This window comes from Paenibacillus sp. S02 (assembly GCF_019454065.1).
Lineage (GTDB): Bacteria > Bacillota > Bacilli > Paenibacillales > Paenibacillaceae > Paenibacillus > Paenibacillus polymyxa_B.
Window position 1 is genome coordinate 1,801,663 of record NZ_CP073682.1, and the last position, 18,637, is coordinate 1,820,299.

13 protein-coding genes and 1 pseudogene are annotated in these 18,637 nt (G+C 44.7%); 9 read left to right on the forward strand and 5 right to left on the reverse strand.

Annotation, left to right across the window (positions count from 1 at the left end):
• The first annotated feature begins 361 nt into the window (after positions 1 to 361).
• From KAI36_RS07905 to KAI36_RS07920, 4 genes are all read left to right on the forward strand, one after another.
• Positions 362 to 1,246, forward strand: a complete 885-nt coding sequence (locus tag KAI36_RS07905; protein ID WP_258297332.1) for an ABC transporter permease — start codon at positions 362 to 364, stop codon at positions 1,244 to 1,246.
• Between the two features lie 14 nt (positions 1,247 to 1,260).
• Positions 1,261 to 2,142, forward strand: a complete 882-nt coding sequence (locus KAI36_RS07910; protein ID WP_013309484.1) for a carbohydrate ABC transporter permease — start codon at positions 1,261 to 1,263, stop codon at positions 2,140 to 2,142.
• A gap of 18 nt (positions 2,143 to 2,160) precedes the next feature.
• A complete protein-coding gene (locus KAI36_RS07915; RefSeq protein WP_220027458.1) occupies positions 2,161 to 3,780 on the forward strand; it encodes an ABC transporter substrate-binding protein in 1,620 nt (539 codons plus the stop codon).
• A 73-nt stretch (positions 3,781 to 3,853) separates the two neighbouring features.
• Positions 3,854 to 5,422 (forward strand): glycoside hydrolase family 32 protein, encoded by a 1,569-nt coding sequence (locus KAI36_RS07920; RefSeq protein ID WP_258297415.1) that lies wholly within the window; start codon positions 3,854 to 3,856, stop codon positions 5,420 to 5,422.
• Positions 5,423 to 5,770: 348 nt separating this feature from the next.
• Here the strand turns inward: KAI36_RS07920 and KAI36_RS07925 are convergent.
• Positions 5,771 to 6,261 (reverse strand): annotated as a pseudogene (locus KAI36_RS07925) (zinc-binding dehydrogenase); the annotation flags it as partial.
• Between the two features lie 601 nt (positions 6,262 to 6,862).
• On the opposite strand from KAI36_RS07925, the gene KAI36_RS07930 reads away from it, so the two are divergent.
• Entirely contained in the window at positions 6,863 to 7,855 is a 993-nt protein-coding gene (locus tag KAI36_RS07930; RefSeq protein WP_276572464.1) for a cation diffusion facilitator family transporter, read from the forward strand.
• A 1,129-nt stretch (positions 7,856 to 8,984) separates the two neighbouring features.
• Here the strand turns inward: KAI36_RS07930 and KAI36_RS07935 are convergent.
• The gene (locus tag KAI36_RS07935) at positions 8,985 to 10,223 is read right to left on the reverse strand and encodes an MFS transporter (protein WP_220027461.1); all 1,239 of its coding nucleotides are present in this window, start codon (positions 10,221 to 10,223) and stop codon (positions 8,985 to 8,987) included.
• A gap of 407 nt (positions 10,224 to 10,630) precedes the next feature.
• On the opposite strand from KAI36_RS07935, the gene KAI36_RS07940 reads away from it, so the two are divergent.
• Together KAI36_RS07940 and KAI36_RS07945 are read left to right on the forward strand one after the other, a co-directional pair.
• Complete coding sequence (locus KAI36_RS07940; protein WP_029516544.1) at positions 10,631 to 11,179, forward strand: helix-turn-helix domain-containing protein; 549 nt, start codon at positions 10,631 to 10,633, stop codon at positions 11,177 to 11,179.
• Between the two features lie 100 nt (positions 11,180 to 11,279).
• Positions 11,280 to 11,795, forward strand: coding sequence for an acyl-CoA thioesterase (locus tag KAI36_RS07945; protein ID WP_013309488.1), 516 nt, complete (start codon positions 11,280 to 11,282; stop codon positions 11,793 to 11,795).
• 109 nt (positions 11,796 to 11,904) lie between these two features.
• Here KAI36_RS07945 and KAI36_RS07950 read toward each other — a convergent pair whose 3' ends face one another.
• Entirely contained in the window at positions 11,905 to 13,371 is a 1,467-nt protein-coding gene (locus KAI36_RS07950) for an RICIN domain-containing protein (RefSeq protein WP_220027462.1), read from the reverse strand.
• 227 nt (positions 13,372 to 13,598) lie between these two features.
• Between KAI36_RS07950 and KAI36_RS07955 the strand changes: the two genes are divergently transcribed.
• Positions 13,599 to 14,297, forward strand: coding sequence for a 4'-phosphopantetheinyl transferase family protein (locus tag KAI36_RS07955; protein WP_220027463.1), 699 nt, complete (start codon positions 13,599 to 13,601; stop codon positions 14,295 to 14,297).
• A 45-nt stretch (positions 14,298 to 14,342) separates the two neighbouring features.
• Complete coding sequence (locus tag KAI36_RS07960; RefSeq protein ID WP_220027464.1) at positions 14,343 to 15,932, forward strand: amidohydrolase; 1,590 nt, start codon at positions 14,343 to 14,345, stop codon at positions 15,930 to 15,932.
• 69 nt (positions 15,933 to 16,001) lie between these two features.
• On the opposite strand, the gene KAI36_RS07965 is transcribed toward KAI36_RS07960, so the two are convergent.
• Both KAI36_RS07965 and KAI36_RS07970 read right to left on the reverse strand, forming a co-directional pair.
• Positions 16,002 to 17,624 carry an S-layer homology domain-containing protein gene (locus tag KAI36_RS07965; protein ID WP_220027465.1) on the reverse strand — a complete coding sequence of 541 codons (1,623 nt, stop codon included), beginning with the start codon at positions 17,622 to 17,624 and terminating at the stop codon, positions 16,002 to 16,004.
• 157 nt (positions 17,625 to 17,781) lie between these two features.
• Entirely contained in the window at positions 17,782 to 18,633 is an 852-nt protein-coding gene (locus tag KAI36_RS07970) for a DegV family protein (protein ID WP_220027466.1), read from the reverse strand.
• Positions 18,634 to 18,637: the final 4 nt, after the last annotated feature.

The window sequence follows — 18,637 nt, forward strand, 5'->3', positions numbered from 1 at the left end:
TAAAAATATTACATTCCTCTTTAATTATGCTTTTTTAATGAATTTAGTTGCCCAAATGTATTGACTTATTCAATGTTCAGCTGTTAAATTGTAAGAGAAAAAATGTTCAAATGTAAAATGTAAACCCATTCATCTTGGGGAAGGGTAAATTTCTAGTCATGTTGGAGGTGGGGAAATTACCAGTAAGGCATTTGCAAAACATCTTGCGTAATTATGTCAGAGAGATGACATAACATGGCTTAGAACTGTCTTTAATAACAAGCCGTGAACAGTAGGGGGGAAAAGATTGGCAAACTCGATCGCTCAAAAAAGGGGAGTTAAGGCTTCAGAAACAAAAAAAAGAAACCATTGGCTAAGTTACATGGTTCGAAATTATATATTGTATTTGTTTCTGCTTCCGTCCATAATTCTTACCGTCATTTTCAAGTATGTTCCCATGTACGGCTCGATCATTGCGTTTAAAAATTTCAGCCCAAGAAAAGGCATCATGGGTAGCGAATGGGTTGGATTTGAACATTTTCAGCGGTTTCTTTCATCACCAAATTTTTATGACATTTTAATGAATACGCTTAAATTAAGCGCTTACGGTCTTATTCTCGGTTTCCCAGTACCGATTATTCTGGCCTTAATGCTAAATCTGATCAGAGGAGCGAAGCTCAAGAAGAATATTCAGCTTATTGTATACGCACCTAACTTCATCTCGGTTGTTGTTGTTGCCGGTATGCTGTTTGTTTTTCTATCGCCGACTGGAATAGTGAACGCTTTGGTAACAACCTTCACTGGCAAGCCGATTTCTTTTATGACTGATCCCGCCTATTTCCGAACGGTATATATTTTGTCCGGTATATGGCAAACAGCGGGCTGGTCCTCTATCATTTATGTGGCCACCTTAGCCAATGTGGACCCGCAGCTGCATGACGCTGCAACAATTGATGGCGCTTCATTGATGAAGAGAATCTTCCACATTGATCTGCCAGCTCTCAAACCTGTCATGGCCGTCCTGTTCATTCTCGCTGCAGGGGGTATTATGTCGATCGGCTATGAAAAGGCTTACCTGATGCAGACGGCTCTGAACACACCAACCTCGGAAATCATCGCGACTTACGTATACAAGGTGGGGTTACAATCCGGCGATTATGCTTATTCTACGGCAATCGGGTTGTTCAATTCCGTGATTAATGTATTCCTGTTGATTTTCGTAAATACCGTCGTCAAGAAGCTGAATGAAGGAGAAGGGCTGTATTAAAGAAGGAGGTATTTATGGATATTCATTACACCGGGAAGGACCGGATTCTGCTCATCATCAATTATATTCTACTTGGTTTGTTTGTTCTCGCTATTCTGTTACCGCTGGTTTATGTGGTGCTTTCGTCCTTTTTAACTCCAAATACCCTGATTACCAAAGGGTTTGCCATTACATCATCAGACTGGACACTCACGGGATATGCCAAAATCCTAAGCAACAGTGCCATGATCCGCGGTTTTTTTAATGCTATTTTTTATTCAGCAGCCTTTGCGTTCGCAACCGTATTATTTTCCGTCTTCGCGGCTTATCCGCTTGCGATTGAAGAGTTGGTAGGGAAACGGTCCATTATGATCTTTTTCCTGATAACGATGTTTTTCGGTGGCGGTCTGATTCCTACCTATCTGGTGATTAAGGATTTAGGCATGTTGAATACGGTGTGGGCCATTATTCTGCCCGGCTCGATCAGCGTATTCAATATTATTCTGGCAAAGACTTATTTCCAGGGACTTCCGAAAGAGCTGTTCCAGGCGGCGAGTATAGACGGAGCTTCCGAGCTCAGTATTTTCTTTAAAATCGTCCTGCCGCTTTCCAAGCCTATTATTTTTGTTCTAGCTTTATACGCTTTTGTCGGACAGTGGAATTCTTATTTCGACGCCATGATTTATTTGGATGATCCGAAGCTGTTTCCGCTTCAACTGGTACTGCGCTCCATTTTGATACAGAATCAGGTTCAGCCCGGCATGATTGCCGATGCGATGGCACAAGCGGAGCTTAAGAAATTGTCTGAAATGATTAAGTACTCTGCCATTGTCATATCAAGTTTGCCTTTGATTGTCATGTATCCATTCTTCCAGAAGTATTTCGAAAAGGGTGTCATGGTAGGTTCGATTAAATAACAAACCGGGGGAATAGAGATGAAAAAAACATTACTAACCTTGTCTGTGTTGGTACTTTCTACTTCACTGCTTGCTGGATGTGGCGGTTCAGGCAATAATTCTGCGGCATCCGAAGATTACAAGCTGGAAAATGTTACTCTGCCGCTTAAAGAGAAAGTTACTTTGCATTTTATGACTCAAAGCTCGCCGCTGGCACCTTCCGATCCAAATGAAAAGTTGATTTATAAAAGACTGGAAGAAAAAACAGGAGTGCATATCGATTTTACCAACTTCACCTCCGATTCCTTCATTGAAAAAAGAAACCTTGCTGTTGCCAGTGGAGATCTTCCAGATGCCATACTGGATGCCGGCTATTCCGACTATGATTTGTTGAACCTCGGACAGGATGGAACCATTATCCCTCTGGAGGATTTGATTAATAAATACATGCCGAATCTACAGAAGGTATTGAAGGAAGCACCTGAGTACAAATCCATGATAACTGCACAGGACGGGCATATTTATGCTTTTCCTTGGATTGAAGAGCTGGGGGCCGGGAAGGAGAGCATTCATTCTGTAAACGACATGCCATGGATCAATGTGGAGTGGCTGAAAAAGCTGGGACTTAAAATACCAAAAACCACCGAGGATTTAAAAAAAGTTCTGCTCGCATTTAAAAATGACGACCCTAACGGAAATGGCCAGGCGGATGAAATCCCGCTGTCCTTTATACTCAATAACGGCAATGAGGACCTGAATTTTCTGTTTGGATCATTTGGTCTTGGGGACAACGGCGATCATACTGTAGTGACCAATGAGGGGAAAGTGGTCTTCACTGCCGATCAGGACGGTTATAAAGAGGGGATCAAATACCTTAATGAGCTGTATAAGCTGAACCTGATTGACGAAGAGTCATTCGAGCAGGATTACAATACGTATCTGGCCAAAGGACAGAATGAAAAATATGGTCTCTATTTTCAATGGGATAAGGCGAACATTTCAGGAGACAACGATAAATATGAATTGATGAATCCGCTCGCGGGGCCAAGCGGTGAAGTCAATGTGACCCGCACGAACAATCTCGGCTTTGACCGGGGGAGAATGGTGATTACCAGTGACAACAAAAATCTTGAGCTTACAGCAAAATGGATTGACCAACTGTATGATCCCATCCAGTCCGTACAGGACAACTGGGGCACCTACGGTGACAAAACTCAGCAGAACATTTTTGAATACGATGAAGCGAGTCATATGTTGAAGCATCTTCCGCTTAAGGGAACTGCGCCTGTCGAGCTGCGTCAAAAAACGAATATCGGTGGTCCATTGGCAATTCTTGACGAGTATTACGGAAAAGTAACGACCAAGCCCGACGATGCAGTGGGGCGGCTCGAGCTCATAAAGAAAAGACTCGTTCCTTATATGAAGGCTGACCATAATTTCCCGAAAGTCTTCTTCTCGCTGGAGGATCAGAAGCAGATCTCCACACTGGAAACCGATTTGTTTGCTTACGTTAACCGCAAACGGGCAGAATGGATCAAAACAGGCAAAGTGGAAGAAGAATGGGCGGAATATAAGGCCGAGCTGTCCAGACTGGGACTAGACAAATGGCTGGAAATTAAGCAGAAAGGCTACGACCGATATCTTAAAGATCAAGGCTGAAATATATAAAAGGTGGTTGGGGCTGTTAAACACCTTATCAACAATCAATAGGAGAGTGGATACCATTAAAGACATGTATCTAACGGACGACAGTAGCAGCAGAAAAGGATCACGAAACAGTAATTATAGGGAGACATACAGGCCTCAATTCCATTATTCACCTGAGAAAAATTGGATGAACGATCCCAACGGCTTGGTTTACTATGAAGGAGAGTACCACCTGTTCTACCAGCATACGCCCCATGATACGCAGCCTGACTTTGGCCGCATGCATTGGGGGCATGCGGTAAGTAAGAATCTAGTACATTGGGACGAACTCCCACCGGCAATTCCGCCTGGAGAGGACGGAGCAATCTTTTCGGGAAGTGCGGTGGTGGACAAGAACAATACAAGCGGATTTTTCAACGAAGAAGGATCAGGATTGGTTGCAATTTATACGAATGAGGGCAACAGGGCTCAGCCCGGCAAGCCACAGGTGCAAAGTATTGCTTACAGCAAGGACAAAGGTCGAACCTGGATAAAATATGAAGGTAATCCGGTCTTATTCCCAACGGAAACGCTAGATTTTCGTGATCCGAAGGTGTTTTGGCATGATGAATCGTCGATGTGGATCATGGTCCTTGCCGTAAGAGAACGTGTAGAATTTTACACATCTCCAAACCTGAAAGAATGGTCTTTTGCAAGCGAATTCGGTTCTGACATTCCGCATATCCACCGAGGGATATTTGAATGTCCTGATATATTTCAAATCCAAGTGGATGAGGATCCTAATACCACGAAGTGGATTCTGATGCTAAGTGTCGGGGATAGAAATGGTGTGAATCCAGATGATCCGGAACCACCGGCAGGTGGTTCTGGCATGATGTATTTCATAGGCAACTTTGACGGTAAGGCATTTGCTCTGGATGAAGCGCTGAAAACTTTCGATGCTATTAAATGGGTAGACTACGGATCAGACTTTTACGCAGCCGTGACCTGGAATGGCATTCCAAACGAGGACGGTCGAAAGATTTGGGTCGGCTGGATGAACAATTGGCGTTATGGTACCACGCTACCTTCAGAGGAATGGCGTGGCAAGATGTCAATTCCCCGTGAGCTACAGCTTAGGACTTCTCCGGAGGGACTTCACTTAATCCAAGCACCCATAAGTGAATTAAGTCAGCTAAGAAAACCGATTTTGTCTCTGCAAGACTTGACGATTAAGCCAGGTATGAACGTGTTATCTGATATTTCTGCTGCAAAGGCAGAAATTATTGCAGAATTTGAAATCAGTACTGCCGTGGAATTCGGGTTCAAAGTGCGGAAGTCTTCCAATCAGGAGACGATCATCGGATACAATATCTCGAATGGGGAGTTGTTCGTCGATCGGACGAAGTCGAGCGCCATTGATTTTCATTCCGATTTCACAGCAATACACAAGGCCCCTATGAAGCCAGAGCATGGACGGGTACAACTGAGTATTTACGTGGATTGGTCAAGTGTCGAGGTCTTCGGAAATCATGGAAAAACAATCATTTCAGACATGATTTTCCCGGACTTGGAAAGCAGGGGGCTGGAACTCTATGCCATTGGCGGAGAACTAAGGGTCGTATCGCTTCAAATCAATGATCTAGTAAGCATTTGGGGAAATGATACTGTTTAAACGTTAGTTATCGTTATCATTCAAATTGAAATTATCTCAAGACAGAACTCGTTAAGCATTGGCTTGATTCGACGAAGTATTACAGCCCGGTTGCGTGCATCCGTATCTGAAACTTGGTCCTCAAAACCAATTAAAGTAACATTTTTCTACCTGGACACGTAACACCCGGTCGGCTCACAACCGTATCGGGTGTTTTCATATCCTTGGAAAGTTAGCAGAACTCGAAAGACGACCACGGAGCAATATTCATAGCCTAGAAACATTCTTTCATGATACTTTTGTGCTACTTCCGTAATTCCCATTCTTTCCCCTCCTATTGAAGCTAATATACTTCACCAAAATAAACGATTACAATGTTGACATATCGATTACAAACCGATAACGCACATCACTCCGAATGACCTCGATCATAGGGGCGATACCATGCTCAGCTGAAAAGTCGAGCATTTCTTGTGTTTCTTTGATACCGCCAACGTTTGATGCCGTAATATTCCGACGCCCAGCAAATAAGAAGAAAACATTATATTGATCTGGCTTGTTTGGCAGACCAAGATTTACAAGTGCCCCGTCCACACTAAGGATGGACAGAAAGGCATCAACGTTGATATTTGCAGACACTGTGTTTAAAATAAGATCAAATTGACCAGCCAACTCAGTGAACGTGGTGGGATCAGGGTTACGTAACAGTGATTCGCGCCAAACGCAAGAGCTTCATCTTTTTTGTTCATACTATGGCTCAGGACAGTTACTTCAGCACCCATCCTATGGGTAAACTGAATAGCCAGATGACCAAGTCTCCCCATTCCCCAAATAACTACTTTCTTACCTGGTCTGGCGTTCAGTTGAAGCGATTTGTATATTAATGAATAGAAATATACAAATCGCTCATTATCTATTGCTCACTGGAATCGAACGCAAGTATCGGACAATCCTGCAATAGGTTAACCGAGTGGGAACAAGTTATCAATTCAACCAAGAATGGACTACAAAAGTTAGAGACGTGAGCAGCGGATAATTTGCTGAATCAAATCAGCTTTGAATGATTGGGTATGCACTTAATGGAATACCACTAGAAAAGTTGTATCGTTGAAAGTTCTTTACCTCGGTTGGTGACGGTAAAGAACTTTCAACGAGATCCGAAGGGGTTCCCTATGAGAGTGCTTCCTTGTCCCGCTCCGATGCAGTTCGGCATATTTCTGCGTGTTTGTCCCATATATTTTCCTCCTTAGGCTCAGATTTCGTTCAATCAAGAAGGAGGGTTGACACCTATATCGGGAACAAATATAATAAGGCTATTCAAAACATATGAACAGTTGATCATATGTTTATATGAATTCAATTCGTTTCTTTCAAACTGTACAGAGAGGGAATGAAAAGCCGATCGAAAAAGTGGAAAGGTATTATGACAAACCATTCAATTTGTTTAAGGAGAGGATAACGGTGTCCGTAAATAATCACGGTCATGACCATGGACATAACCATAACCATGTACATAACCATAACCATGTACATACCAACAATAAAAAAGTACTCCTGATTTCATTCATCATTATTACGGCGTATATGATTATCGAAGCGGTTGGAGGAGTGATTACCAACAGTTTGGCTCTGCTTTCCGATGCGGGTCATATGTTGTCCGATTCCATCGCTTTAGGGGTGGCTTTACTTGCATTCACATTTGGTTCCAAAGCTGTAAACACAGGGAAAACATACGGCTACAGGAGATTTGAAATTTTAGCTGCAGCCCTTAACGGTGTTACGTTGATCGGTATTTCACTCTACATTTTTTATGAGGCGATTGAGCGGTTTATGAATCCTCCGGAAGTAGCCACCTTTGGCATGTTGATTATCAGTTCCATCGGATTGCTTATAAATCTGTTGGTTGCGTGGATTATGATGCGTGGAAGTGACACCAAGGAAAACCTGAATATGCGCAGTGCCTATTTGCACGTGCTCAGTGATATGCTGGGGTCAGTTGGCGCCATTGCCGCAGCTCTTATGATGATGTTCTTTGGCTGGGGCTGGGCAGATCCGTTTGCTAGTGTCATTGTCGCGGGACTTGTTTTACGCAGCGGTTACTTTGTCACAAAATCGTCCTTGCATGTTTTGATGGAAGGGGCGCCCAAAAATGTTGATATGAACGAAATTGTCAATTCAATCCGAAGGGTAGATGGTGTTAAGGGAGTCCATGATGTACACATTTGGTCCATTACAAGCAGCATGAACGCTCTTACTGCTCATGTTGTCGTTAACGGAGAAAAATCGATCTATGAAACCGAAGTGATTCTAAAAAAAATCAAACACATGCTGAAACACAAAGAAATCTGGCACGTGACCTTACAAGTTATGTCCGAACGGCATGCTCACGATAGCTCGATTTTATGTACCGTCAAAGCCGATGTGTCGGATGCGCATGCTCATCATCAACATTGATGGACACGGAATCGTCAACATCAACCGCTGTAGACGAAATGAATTTATTCCCCCACAAGCGGCCTCTCCACTCCATAGTGTGATGAGGCTGTTCTGCTTCTTATGGAAACAAAGTCAATCAAATCAAAATGACTTTTATAATGAGTTTTTAATAAAAGGTGTTTGGCCTACATTCAAGTTCGGAACTAATTCTTACTAAAATAGTATCTCAGTGTAATAGAAAAAGTACCTTTATCCAACTGGATTGTTATTAACAAGCCAGTTTTGAGATTGTATTTGTTAAGCTGGGGTGAAAAAGTGTCCATCAGTTTTTTTATTTTGTTTATTATTTTTTGGAAAATATTAGATATGTGAATTGCGTATTTCGTTTGATATACGGGTATACTGATGACGAAAATGAAAAGGGAGGAGATTAAGATTAATTATAAAGATATATAATTTACATATTCAGCTTCTTGATGTTTATGAGAGGAAGCCTAAAATTAAGTGGTGCTCAGAGATTTATTATTCAAAACAACATGAGGATATTGAAAAAATAACAGATTGAAAGATGATAAGACCAGTGGGTGGTTTCATTTCAGCGTAATTGAAATATGGTTCTACATGATTAAATAGACAAGCCAAAGCGAAAATATTCAAGAAAAGCAAAATCACAGATGAGTTCCCAGTTTGGGATTTGATTCTGTGATTTTTCTCTTATTTCACGAGCGGAAAAATGTTTGAATTGGAGGTTATTACAAAGAAAATATAACGAAAATTACCGCTAGAAGCAGGCTAAAAGGGCTTTATTTAATCTTGGCAGCAATATGGTGTGGATTACTTGAGTTTGAAGACATGTCCTAGTTAATTAAAATCTTAAATAAGTTGAATCTTTAGCTGTTGATCTAAATCAAAAGGTCTTCGGCTTTTTGGCTTAAGAACAAAATAGACTTAGTAGTTTAAACGATCCAAAAGCGGTGCTCAAATGTACTCCCGATGAGTTCTTCGAAATGGCAAACGGGCAAGAACTGATGATGAATCGAAGCAGCTCGGATGTGTTCATACAAGGGCTGTTTTGACTGAATGGGGAACTCGTAAAAAAAGGGCGTCCAGTCAGTTCATGACTTATGGGACAACCCTAAGGTGGTGATTATATAAGCTCCTGCCGCTTTTTCAGATATCCGTAGAGAATAATTCCCGAGATCGCGCAGATGGCTGCGCATAGACCGATAACTCCATATCCCGCCTGAAGCCCGCGCAGTATGCCAAGCTCAGTGGTTGCGCCGTAGACTATCTTGACCCCTTCGATTACCCAGCCGATCACATAGTTGCCAATGACACTACCTACGCCCATCAGCGTGACGACGAACGTAATAGCTGTATCACTGTCCTTCGGATATCTCCTTGCTATGAACGCCATCACGGTCGGATAGATCATTGCAATACCTGCACCCGATACGGCAAAGAGAAACGCTAGTCTCTCTCCACCCGCGATTGCTGCGAACGTACATATCGCTGAGAAGGCGGAGAATAGAATCGTCGAAAGCACGAACCCCACCCGGTCTGTGAGTGGACCAAGCAACAGGCGCCCCAACGAGAAGGTAAGAAAGAACGCTGAGAGCATGCTGGACGCCTTCACCGTGCTCCATGAATACGCTTTCTCTAAAAAGTTGACCAGCCAGCCCCCAACTGCGAGCTCAGAGACTACTCCAAACGACAGGATCATTACCATCATCCAGAGTGCTGGATCGCGGGTTAGCGTCTTGAGTGAGGTTCGATCCTCATGCTGCAAATCGTCTCCCGGGAAGGTGCTAAGCAGTGCGGCCACAATCGGCAGCAGGCAGAGCGACAACATAGCCAGATACATCCCCCGCCAGTCCAGCATATGTCCAAATACCGTCAGTGACATGACTCCCGTCGCCAGCAAAGGGGCGACTGTTGAGCTGAGCCCATAGAAAAAGTGGGACAAATTCATCATCGTGCCGGTATTTTTCACAAAAATCCTCGCCCCCAAAATTGCGAGCGCAATCTCCAGCATGCCGTTCCCGATATACATCAAGAAGTAGGACGAGGCGAAGAACGGATACGTGTGCGACAGGTAGATGAACACTCCCGAGATGATCATGGAAGCAAAGGAAATGATGCTGACCGCCTTGATTCCCCACTTACGGACAAGGACAGCGGTGAACGAGCAGGCAATCAAATAACCAAGTGCGTTTAGAGACAACAATGTTCCGAGCTGCTGTTCATCCAGATTGAAGTCGAATTGGATGCGTGGAATGGCAGGGCCTTTAATATTTTCCGAGATGCCAAATACAATAAAGCCAATAAAAATTGTCGCCAGCTGCATCGTATACATGTGGCGGGACTTGCGGGTTTGCAGATTCAAATTTAATCCCTCCTAGATAGCCAAGCTTGATTTTCTCACCTGTTGGGTGTTCAGGGACGGAAAAGTCATAGGATAACAGCCCTCCTTCAGGATATTACAATAGTTTTGAAAAAAGTTTTAATAAGTGAAAAGTTTAAGGACATTTATATTCAATGTCAAATGTTTTTATTGCATGTTGAAGTAAGCGAGGAACCTGACCATATTACAGTAAATTGTAGCATGTCTACTTCCCGTTTAAGCTTTGTATTACCTTGATCGGCTACACTTAATTTACTGTGGATAATAAGTCGTGCATCCAAAATTGCAAAAGATAAATGATATTTTACGATACAGTCTATATATAGCGAACACACAGTCTTTTGTGTATTCTTCTTATATAGACTTTTGGATACAAGGAGGCATCGTCCGTGGATTCAATGCAGTATATTATTGGCTCTAATTTGGCTCAAATCAGGAAGACTAGAGGATTAAGTTTGGATAAGGTGGCTGAACTGACAGGGGTCAGCAAAGGGATGCTGGCTCAGATTGAGAAGGGGAAATCCAATCCTACGGTAACAACCCTTTGGAAAATTGCGAACGGTCTGCACGTATCCTTCTCCACCTTTCTTAAAGAAGACCCGCCGCAAATCACGAAGATTCGGAGGGAAGACCTGCATCCGGTTATTGATGAGGACGGTAATTATTTTGTTTACCCTGTATTCCCGTATCACGCTGAAAAGAAGTTTGAGGTGTTCACGGTAAGTCTGAAGCCAGGCTTTACACACCAGGCAGAGAAGCATTTGGGAGAGGAAACGATTCTCATGATCCGTGGGGAAATGTACTTTGAAATGCAGGGGCAACAGCTCAAGCTGAGTGCAGGGGATGCCGTGCAGTTTCAAGTATCTGACATACATACCTACCGGAATGATTCGGATGAGGATGCCGATTTTTATGTATTGATTTATTATGCGGATTAGTGGGATGATTAGCATAGTCTAAAACAGGCTTCCACATCAGGATTTTGCAAAATCCTGAGATATAAAAAGAGAGCAACGAGGAAAAGAGAGGAAAGAACCCATGGAAAGCAAGTACATCCGAGAAACCTACTGCTTCAAGACGTCCCGAGTATTTCCCAACGATATCAACAATCATAACACGCTCTTCGGCGGCAGGCTGATGTCGTATATCGACGATATCGCATCTATTGCAGCTGCTAAGCTGTGTCGTACGAACACAGTTACAGCCTCTACGGATTCGGTGGATTTTTTGCTACCTATCCATCCGAGTGATTCTGTCACGCTAGAAGCGTTCGTAACCTGGACAGGCCGTAGCTCGATGGAAGTGTTCGTAAAGGTAATTCGTGAAGGACTGATGACTGGCGACCGGAAAATCGCAGCCACCGCCTTCCTGACCTTTGTGGCATTGGACGAGAACAACCGTAAAGTGACCGTCCCGCAGGTGATTCCAGAAACAGAAGAGCAGTTACAATTGCACCAGACGGCTCCATCACGCGCAGCCATACGGCGTCAGCGGAGGGAAGAAAGCAAACAGTTGGCTAGTTTTTTGACAACAGATTATCCGTGGGAACTGTAACGTACTAGAGATTATCAATTACATCGTTTTACGTAAAAAGGAGCCGTCTTTTCCGTTAGCAGTCACCATGATCTGCTCGGAATACGGCTCCTTTTGAAAATAACTTGAGCTATTCTACTTTAACTACACGGAAATGCTGATTCGTCCCACCATTATCGCCCCATTGAATGGCTTTGGCTCCATCGGCGGTGGCGCCTTCAGAAATATCGATCAGCTTGCCGGTTGCCCGATTTTTCAGCTTGTAATAACCACCGGTTACGGATACTAATTGCCAATGCTGACTGGACCAGCCTCCGTCACTCCACTGCTCAATAACTGTACCGTCTGTTGTGGTACCGCTTTCAACACCAATTAGCTTTCCGCTGTTGCGGTTCACAATTTTATAATATCCGCTGCCTGCATCCTTGAGCTGCCATTGCTGGTTTGCTGCTCCGGAATTTGCACGCTGCTCCAGGTCTGCGCCGTCCGTCGTTGCATTGCCAATAATGCTTAGTGGCTTATTGCTCTTGCGATTCACTAGCTGATAATAGGCATCTGGATCAATGGCAATTGGCGTTGTTATCCCCTCGACCACACCACTGGCGGTGTCAATGTTAATGCTGTCGAACCAATCCATGGCTAATGAAGTCGCTGTTGGAAAACGCAGTGGCAACCATACATATTGAGAATCCTGCACAGGACCGCTCCACGCACCCGCCCAACGGTCGCCCAAATACAGGTATGAAGTTGTCTGGGCACCCTCAACAGGAATCACGTAAGCCGACTGTGAACCATAAGTCGTACCGTCCCCGAAGTTTATCGTATTACTCCAGGTTCCTTCAATGCTGGATGCGGTAGCATACTTGGCCTGATTGGGATTCCAGCCGGTTGCCCCGGATGTAATCAGGAAGTAGACGTCTCCTTTTTTGAACATCGCCGGAGCTTCACGATATTGTCCTGGCCAAAGTGTAGTCACCAGCGATTCAACTTGCAGAAAATCCGGTGTCAGACGATAAATGTTCAGATCCGCGTTTACTCGGGTAGCCGAAATGAGGTAAGCTGTACCGTTATCGTTGTATACGGTCATATCGCGCGAATCGTATTCCAGAGGACGGAAGCTGCCCTGATACGTGTAATCGCCGTCCACGGTATCGGAAGAGGCGACAGCCACTCGGGCCTCGTTGTAATTAACCCCATTCTCCTTATGCATCCATAATACGTATTTACGTGTTTTTTCATTGTAAATCACTTTCGGACGTTCAATATTCGAAACATTCAGCTCTACAGCGGAGCTGCTGGTCAGTACGTTTTTACGAAACTCCCAGTTTTTTAAATCAGAGGAACGGTAGGCGGATACCGCCTTGAACGTGCCGTTGGGATTACGATTTTCACCAAACCAATAATAGTAACCGTCTACTTTAATCATACCACCCCCATGGGCATGGACCACGTTTCCATCTGTATCTTTAAACTGAATGCCATTCACAACATTCGCTGAAGCGGCTGAAGCGATCTTAGGAGAAAACATCTGAAAAATGCTCAACGTCAGCAAAATAGAGAGCATAATACACAGCAAGCGGGCAAAATCATATTTCATTGTTTCGTCCTCCTCTGTATGCGTTATTTTAAAGCGCTTTCATTAATAGGCTCTATGAAGTAGTTTTAATAGAGATGCTTATCCCAATTGTATCCATATTGAATTGAAAGTGCTAGAGTAGTATATTGACCATGTACACGGCACACGCCATCCATATCTAACAGACTTCCATCGAACGGTGAGTGTTACAAAATGGCTGATATTCATTAGATATACAGGAGGCAACCATGAAAATATACGCGATTGATACGAGCAAGCCGGAGGCTGAGGAGCATTACGAATTACTGGTAAATCGGGTTTCGCTGGAAAAGCAGCACAAGTTAGATCGTTTTTTACATCGGGAAGATGCTTTGAGGGGCTTATATGCCGATGTGCTGCTAAGATGGTTGGCCTGCCGGCAATTGAAGGTATCTAATGCTAGTCTTCAATTTACATACAATGCGTTCGGTAAGCCTTCCTTGATAAATGCACCCGGATTCCATTTTAATGTTTCTCACTCGGGAAAATGGGTGGTATGCGCTATTGATGATCACCCGCTTGGAATCGACATTGAACAGCTCCGTCCTATTGATTTTGAGGTAGGTAGAGTGTGCTTTTCGGACACAGAGTATGATGCGTTAATGCGTCAGGACGCAGACAGCCGATTGTCCTACTTTTACGATCTATGGACGCTTAAAGAAAGCTTTGTGAAGGCCGAGGGGCAGGGACTAACCCTACCGTTGAAGTCTTTTTCATTCGAGCTGAAGGCACAACCGTTCATAGGCTTCACGACAGAGGGCTTTACCACCGAGTATTGTCATTTTAAACAGTATGAGCTGGATCAGGATTATAAAATGGCTGTCTGTGCAGCTCATGACCAATTTGCCCAGCAGGTGCAGCAGATAGATATAAATACACTACGCTTGGAAGTGGCAACACAGGCGTAATATGAAGTGGATATGCGTATAGTTGAAAAAAGGAGATGAGTGGCGTTGACATTCGTTTTGTTCAAGCACGGCCGGTTGCATGGGGATTGGGCTTCCAAAGGAGACTCCATCGTTGTACAGCAGGGTCGGATACAAGCCATCGGATATGCTCGGGAGCTTGAATTGCAGTTGACCGGTAAGGAATATGAAACTGTGGATTGGGAAGACGCCTATGTACTGCCAGGCTTAACCGATTCACATATGCATTTGTCTATGCATGGTATGAAGCTGGCTATGCTGGATTTAACATCAGCTACCTCCAAGGAAGAGATGCTGGCTATGCTGCGCAAACGGGTCGCTGTAACACCGCCGGGAGAGTGGATTTTAGGACTTAACTGGAATGAAAATGCGTTTATTCCTGTTGAAATTCCGGGTATAGCCGAGCTGGATGCCATTACAGATCAGCATCCGGTATATCTCACTCGTACGTGCTTTCATACGTTCTTGGCCAATTCAGAGGCATTTCGGCGTGCAGGTATTAGCGAGGACACCCCTAACCCGGCTTCGGGAGCCTATGGACGAGACGCAGATGGACGGTTGAACGGATTAATTTATGAGGAAGCATCCTTTGCCTTTACTAGCGTGCAGCCAGAGCCGGATTATTTGGTTAAGAAGGATACGATTCGGCGGGCTTGCCTGGATGCGCTACGGCTTGGTCTGACTGCTGCACACACGGAAGATTTACGTTTTTTGGGCAGCGTGGAGACGATGCAACGAATTTACAGGGAGTTGAGGGAAGAAGGTCTTGCTTTTCGCACACACCAGCTCATCTATCATCCATTTATGGAAGAAGCGAAAGTGCAAGGGCTGCGTGCAGGTACCGGAAATGAATGGTTTAAAATCGGTGCGATTAAAATGTTTGCCGATGGCGCTATTGGTGGAAGAACGGCATTATTGTCTGAACCTTATAGTGATGCTCCACATACCTGCGGAATGGCGATTCAACCGCAGCCAGAGCTGAATCAGATGGTGGCAGCTGCCAGGGCCGCAGGCTTTCCGGTGGCTGTACATGCTATAGGGGATGGGGCAGCGCACATGATTTTGACAGCGATGGAGGCCCATGTGCTCACGGAGGAAAGCGGTTTGCCAGATCGCCTGATCCATGGACAGGTGCTTAGGAGGGATTTGGTCAAGAGAATGGCGAAGCTGCCGCTGATTGCGGACATCCAGCCCCGTTTTGTCGCAAGTGACTTCCCTTGGGTACTGGATCGGGTGGGGAAAGAACGGACTGAATATTTATATGCCTGGAAAAAGCTGCTGGAAGCAGGCATTCCATGTGCTGGAGGTAGTGACGCGCCGATTGAGCCGTTAAACCCTTTTCTTGGTATTCATGCGGCAGTGACTCGCGCCAAGCCGGAACAAATGCATGAGGGCTATCTTCCCGCTGAAAAGCTGGATGTACATGAAGCCATTCGTCTGTTTACCACGGGAAGCGCAGTAGCAGCCGGGGAAGCTGATGAAAGAGGGGCGATAGCTGAAGGGAAAGCCGCTGACTTTACAGTCATTGACCGTGATGTATCGGAAAGCACGCAAGCTTTACTTGATGTTAAGGTACGAATGACAGTTGTAAACGGGAAAGTTGCATATCGGTCATAGGCTGGTGATAAGTATGTATGCCAAAAGCCTTCAACTTCACTTTTCACGTGAGGTTGAAGGCTTTGTATTTTATAAACCACGCTGTATAAATCGGTCTGCGTTTTTTACACTGGACCACAGATCAGAGCTTGCTCCGCCCGGATACCAGTAGGCGAAGCCAGCAAACCCAGCATCCTGCCCCAAGCGATACTTACGAGTGAAGGATCGTCCTTCTTCAAGCCACAGCTTATGAAGCTGCGTGTCTTTGTAAGACACGGTATACTGCTGAATATCCTCATTCCAGATTGGTTTGGAGACGGAACGGGATACTAGCTGGTTTTGCTGATCTAGTGATATATCAGAGGAAGCGATTGAATGTCCGCTAGCGTTAAGCGTCCAGTTCCGTGTAAATAATGGCAACGCCAAGATCGCTTTCTCCGGATAGGTGGTTTGTACAAAACGCCGCACGCTTTCACGGAGCCATGGCAGTGAGGATACAGAGCCGGGGATCGAGCTACCTCCCCAATGCTCGTCATATCCCATCAGGATCAGATAGTCTGCCGCAGCACCAAGCTGTTTATAATCAAAGGCGGCAGTCCAGTCCGTTCCGTAATCAGGAGATACACAAATCGCCAGTACCGCATTCTGACTCTTCAACTTAGCTTTTAATTGTTGGACGAACAATGTTAAATTGGCACGGTCCTGACCATCTACATTTTCAAAATCAATGACAAGTCCGTTCAAACCGTATACAGATACGGCGTTGGCAAGCTGAGTTATAGTTTTATTCCGTAGAACCTCACTGGATAGAATTTGGTGCGTCAGCACCAGGTTGGAACGGTTGCCTACCATAGCCCAGATATTTTTATGATGCTGTTTGGCCCAGGTGAGCAGCGACGAATTGGTATAGTCGCTTATACTACCTGTTTCATTTAGAAAAAACCAACGTGGTGACAGGGTGTTGATGTTGGATTGGAGCACCGTATTTTCAAACTGCTGAACGGTTTGATCATATTGCCAGCCTAGTCGGATGGAAGAAGCAGTGGAAGCAGTTTGGTTAGCATGCTTAGTTGAATACGTTAGCAGACGCTCCAGCAATGCCGCTGTTTCTTCGCGGGTTAGAGAGGATGCTGGACGAAAATAGTTACTTTCACCTTTCATAAAGCCGTAACGATTTACGGTGGTTACCGCATCAAGAGCCCAATCTGCAATTTCCCCAGTATCTGTGAAGGAGGAAGTAGCATTTCCTGATCCGCCCGAAGAGCGGATGAGACGTGCGATCATCAAGGCCGCTTCTTGACGGGTTATAGGACTATTAGGTTGAAATGTCGCAGACGTTCCCCCCTGAACGATATTGAGTTGAGAAGCTGCTTCAATCCATCCATAGTACCACGTCTTTTTGGCAACATCTCGGTAGGAAGAAACGGCCGCTTGTACAGGCTCCAGACCGAGTGTACGGTCCAGTGCGGTAACCCATTCGGCTCTGGTAACAGCCTTTTTAGGAGAGAAGTAACCAGGTTGTGTACCGTTTAAAATTCCTTTAGCGTGCAGGGAAATAATAGACTGATAGGCATAGCTGTGTGCAATATCTTGGAACGTAGCACCAGATGCTGCTGCTGGAGCAGCTAAATATGATGTGGATGTGGTGAATATTGTGATGGCTGCAGTTGCTGAAAGGGTGAGCCGGGTTAACCAACGTGATTTGGAACTCATACCAAATAACCTTCTTTTTTATGATAGATTGTAGATTCATATATTGTTACTCGACGAATAATACTATCAAAAAGAGGAAAGTTATTCATTGCTAAATTGCTGGAAAAACACCAAAAAACCCGCTACCTATGCGGCAACGGGTTTGATATTGGATAAACTATGCTTTTTTGGCATACATAATACCGATAGTCTGTGGACCACAATGACTGGAAATGACACAGCCTGCTGTCGTTAGCAGTACCTCTTGTGCGTTCGTTTCTTCTTTCAAACGAGCTTGCAGCATCAGCGCATCTTCCTCGGCCAAAGCGTGCACGACAATAATGATATCGTTATCCATCTGATCTCGTTGATTCAGAGCGTTTTGCAGCATCTGATCCAGTGCTTTTTCACGTTTGCCGCGGACTTTGTAGGCAGGCGTCATTTTTCCGTCAATCACTTTGATCACCGGACGAATTTTGAGCAGACTGCCGATCAGGTTTTGCATGCCTGAGCATCTTCCGCCTTTATACAGGTATTCAAGTGTATCAATGACAAATTCCGTGTCTATTAACGGCCTGGTTTTTGTCAACATGTCTACAATTTGCTCTATCGTATTGCCGTTGGCTGCCGCACGAGCAGCTTTCATCACAAGCAGGCCAAAGCCGCACGACAAATTCAAGGAATCAAAAACCGTAATGCGGCCTTCCGGAAATTCGGAGGCAGCGAGTAGCGCATTCTGGTACGTCGATGATAGCTCGGAAGACAGACTGATATATAAAATGTCGTCCCCTTGTTCTATGTAAGGCGCAAAGGCTTGAATAAAATCCGACGGAGAAGGTGCGGCGGTACGCGGTAAATGTCCCTCGCGGCTTACACGTTGAAATAATTGTTCTGGGTGAATGTTTACACCATCCTGCAATGCCTCATCACCAAATACTGTATACAATGGCACAATACTAATCTCGTACTGTTGACGCCAGCGAGCAGGAATATCACTGGTACTGTCGGCAAAAATTTTAATTTTGTTCATACAT

Bases quoted from the DNA above. Each gene is read 5' to 3' on its own strand.
- KAI36_RS07905 (WP_258297332.1), top strand. From the start codon at position 362: ATGGTTCGAAATTATATATTGTATTTGTTTCTGCTTCCGTCCATAATT.
- KAI36_RS07910 (WP_013309484.1), top strand. From the start codon at position 1,261: ATGGATATTCATTACACCGGGAAGGACCGGATTCTGCTCATCATCAAT.
- KAI36_RS07915 (WP_220027458.1), top strand. From the start codon at position 2,161: ATGAAAAAAACATTACTAACCTTGTCTGTGTTGGTACTTTCTACTTCA.
- KAI36_RS07920 (WP_258297415.1), top strand. From the start codon at position 3,854: ATGTATCTAACGGACGACAGTAGCAGCAGAAAAGGATCACGAAACAGT.
- KAI36_RS07945 (WP_013309488.1), top strand. From the start codon at position 11,280: ATGGAAAGCAAGTACATCCGAGAAACCTACTGCTTCAAGACGTCCCGA.
- KAI36_RS07950 (WP_220027462.1), bottom strand. From the start codon at position 13,371: ATGAAATATGATTTTGCCCGCTTGCTGTGTATTATGCTCTCTATTTTG.
- KAI36_RS07955 (WP_220027463.1), top strand. From the start codon at position 13,599: ATGAAAATATACGCGATTGATACGAGCAAGCCGGAGGCTGAGGAGCAT.
- KAI36_RS07965 (WP_220027465.1), bottom strand. From the start codon at position 17,624: ATGAGTTCCAAATCACGTTGGTTAACCCGGCTCACCCTTTCAGCAACT.
- KAI36_RS07970 (WP_220027466.1), bottom strand. From the start codon at position 18,633: ATGAACAAAATTAAAATTTTTGCCGACAGTACCAGTGATATTCCTGCT.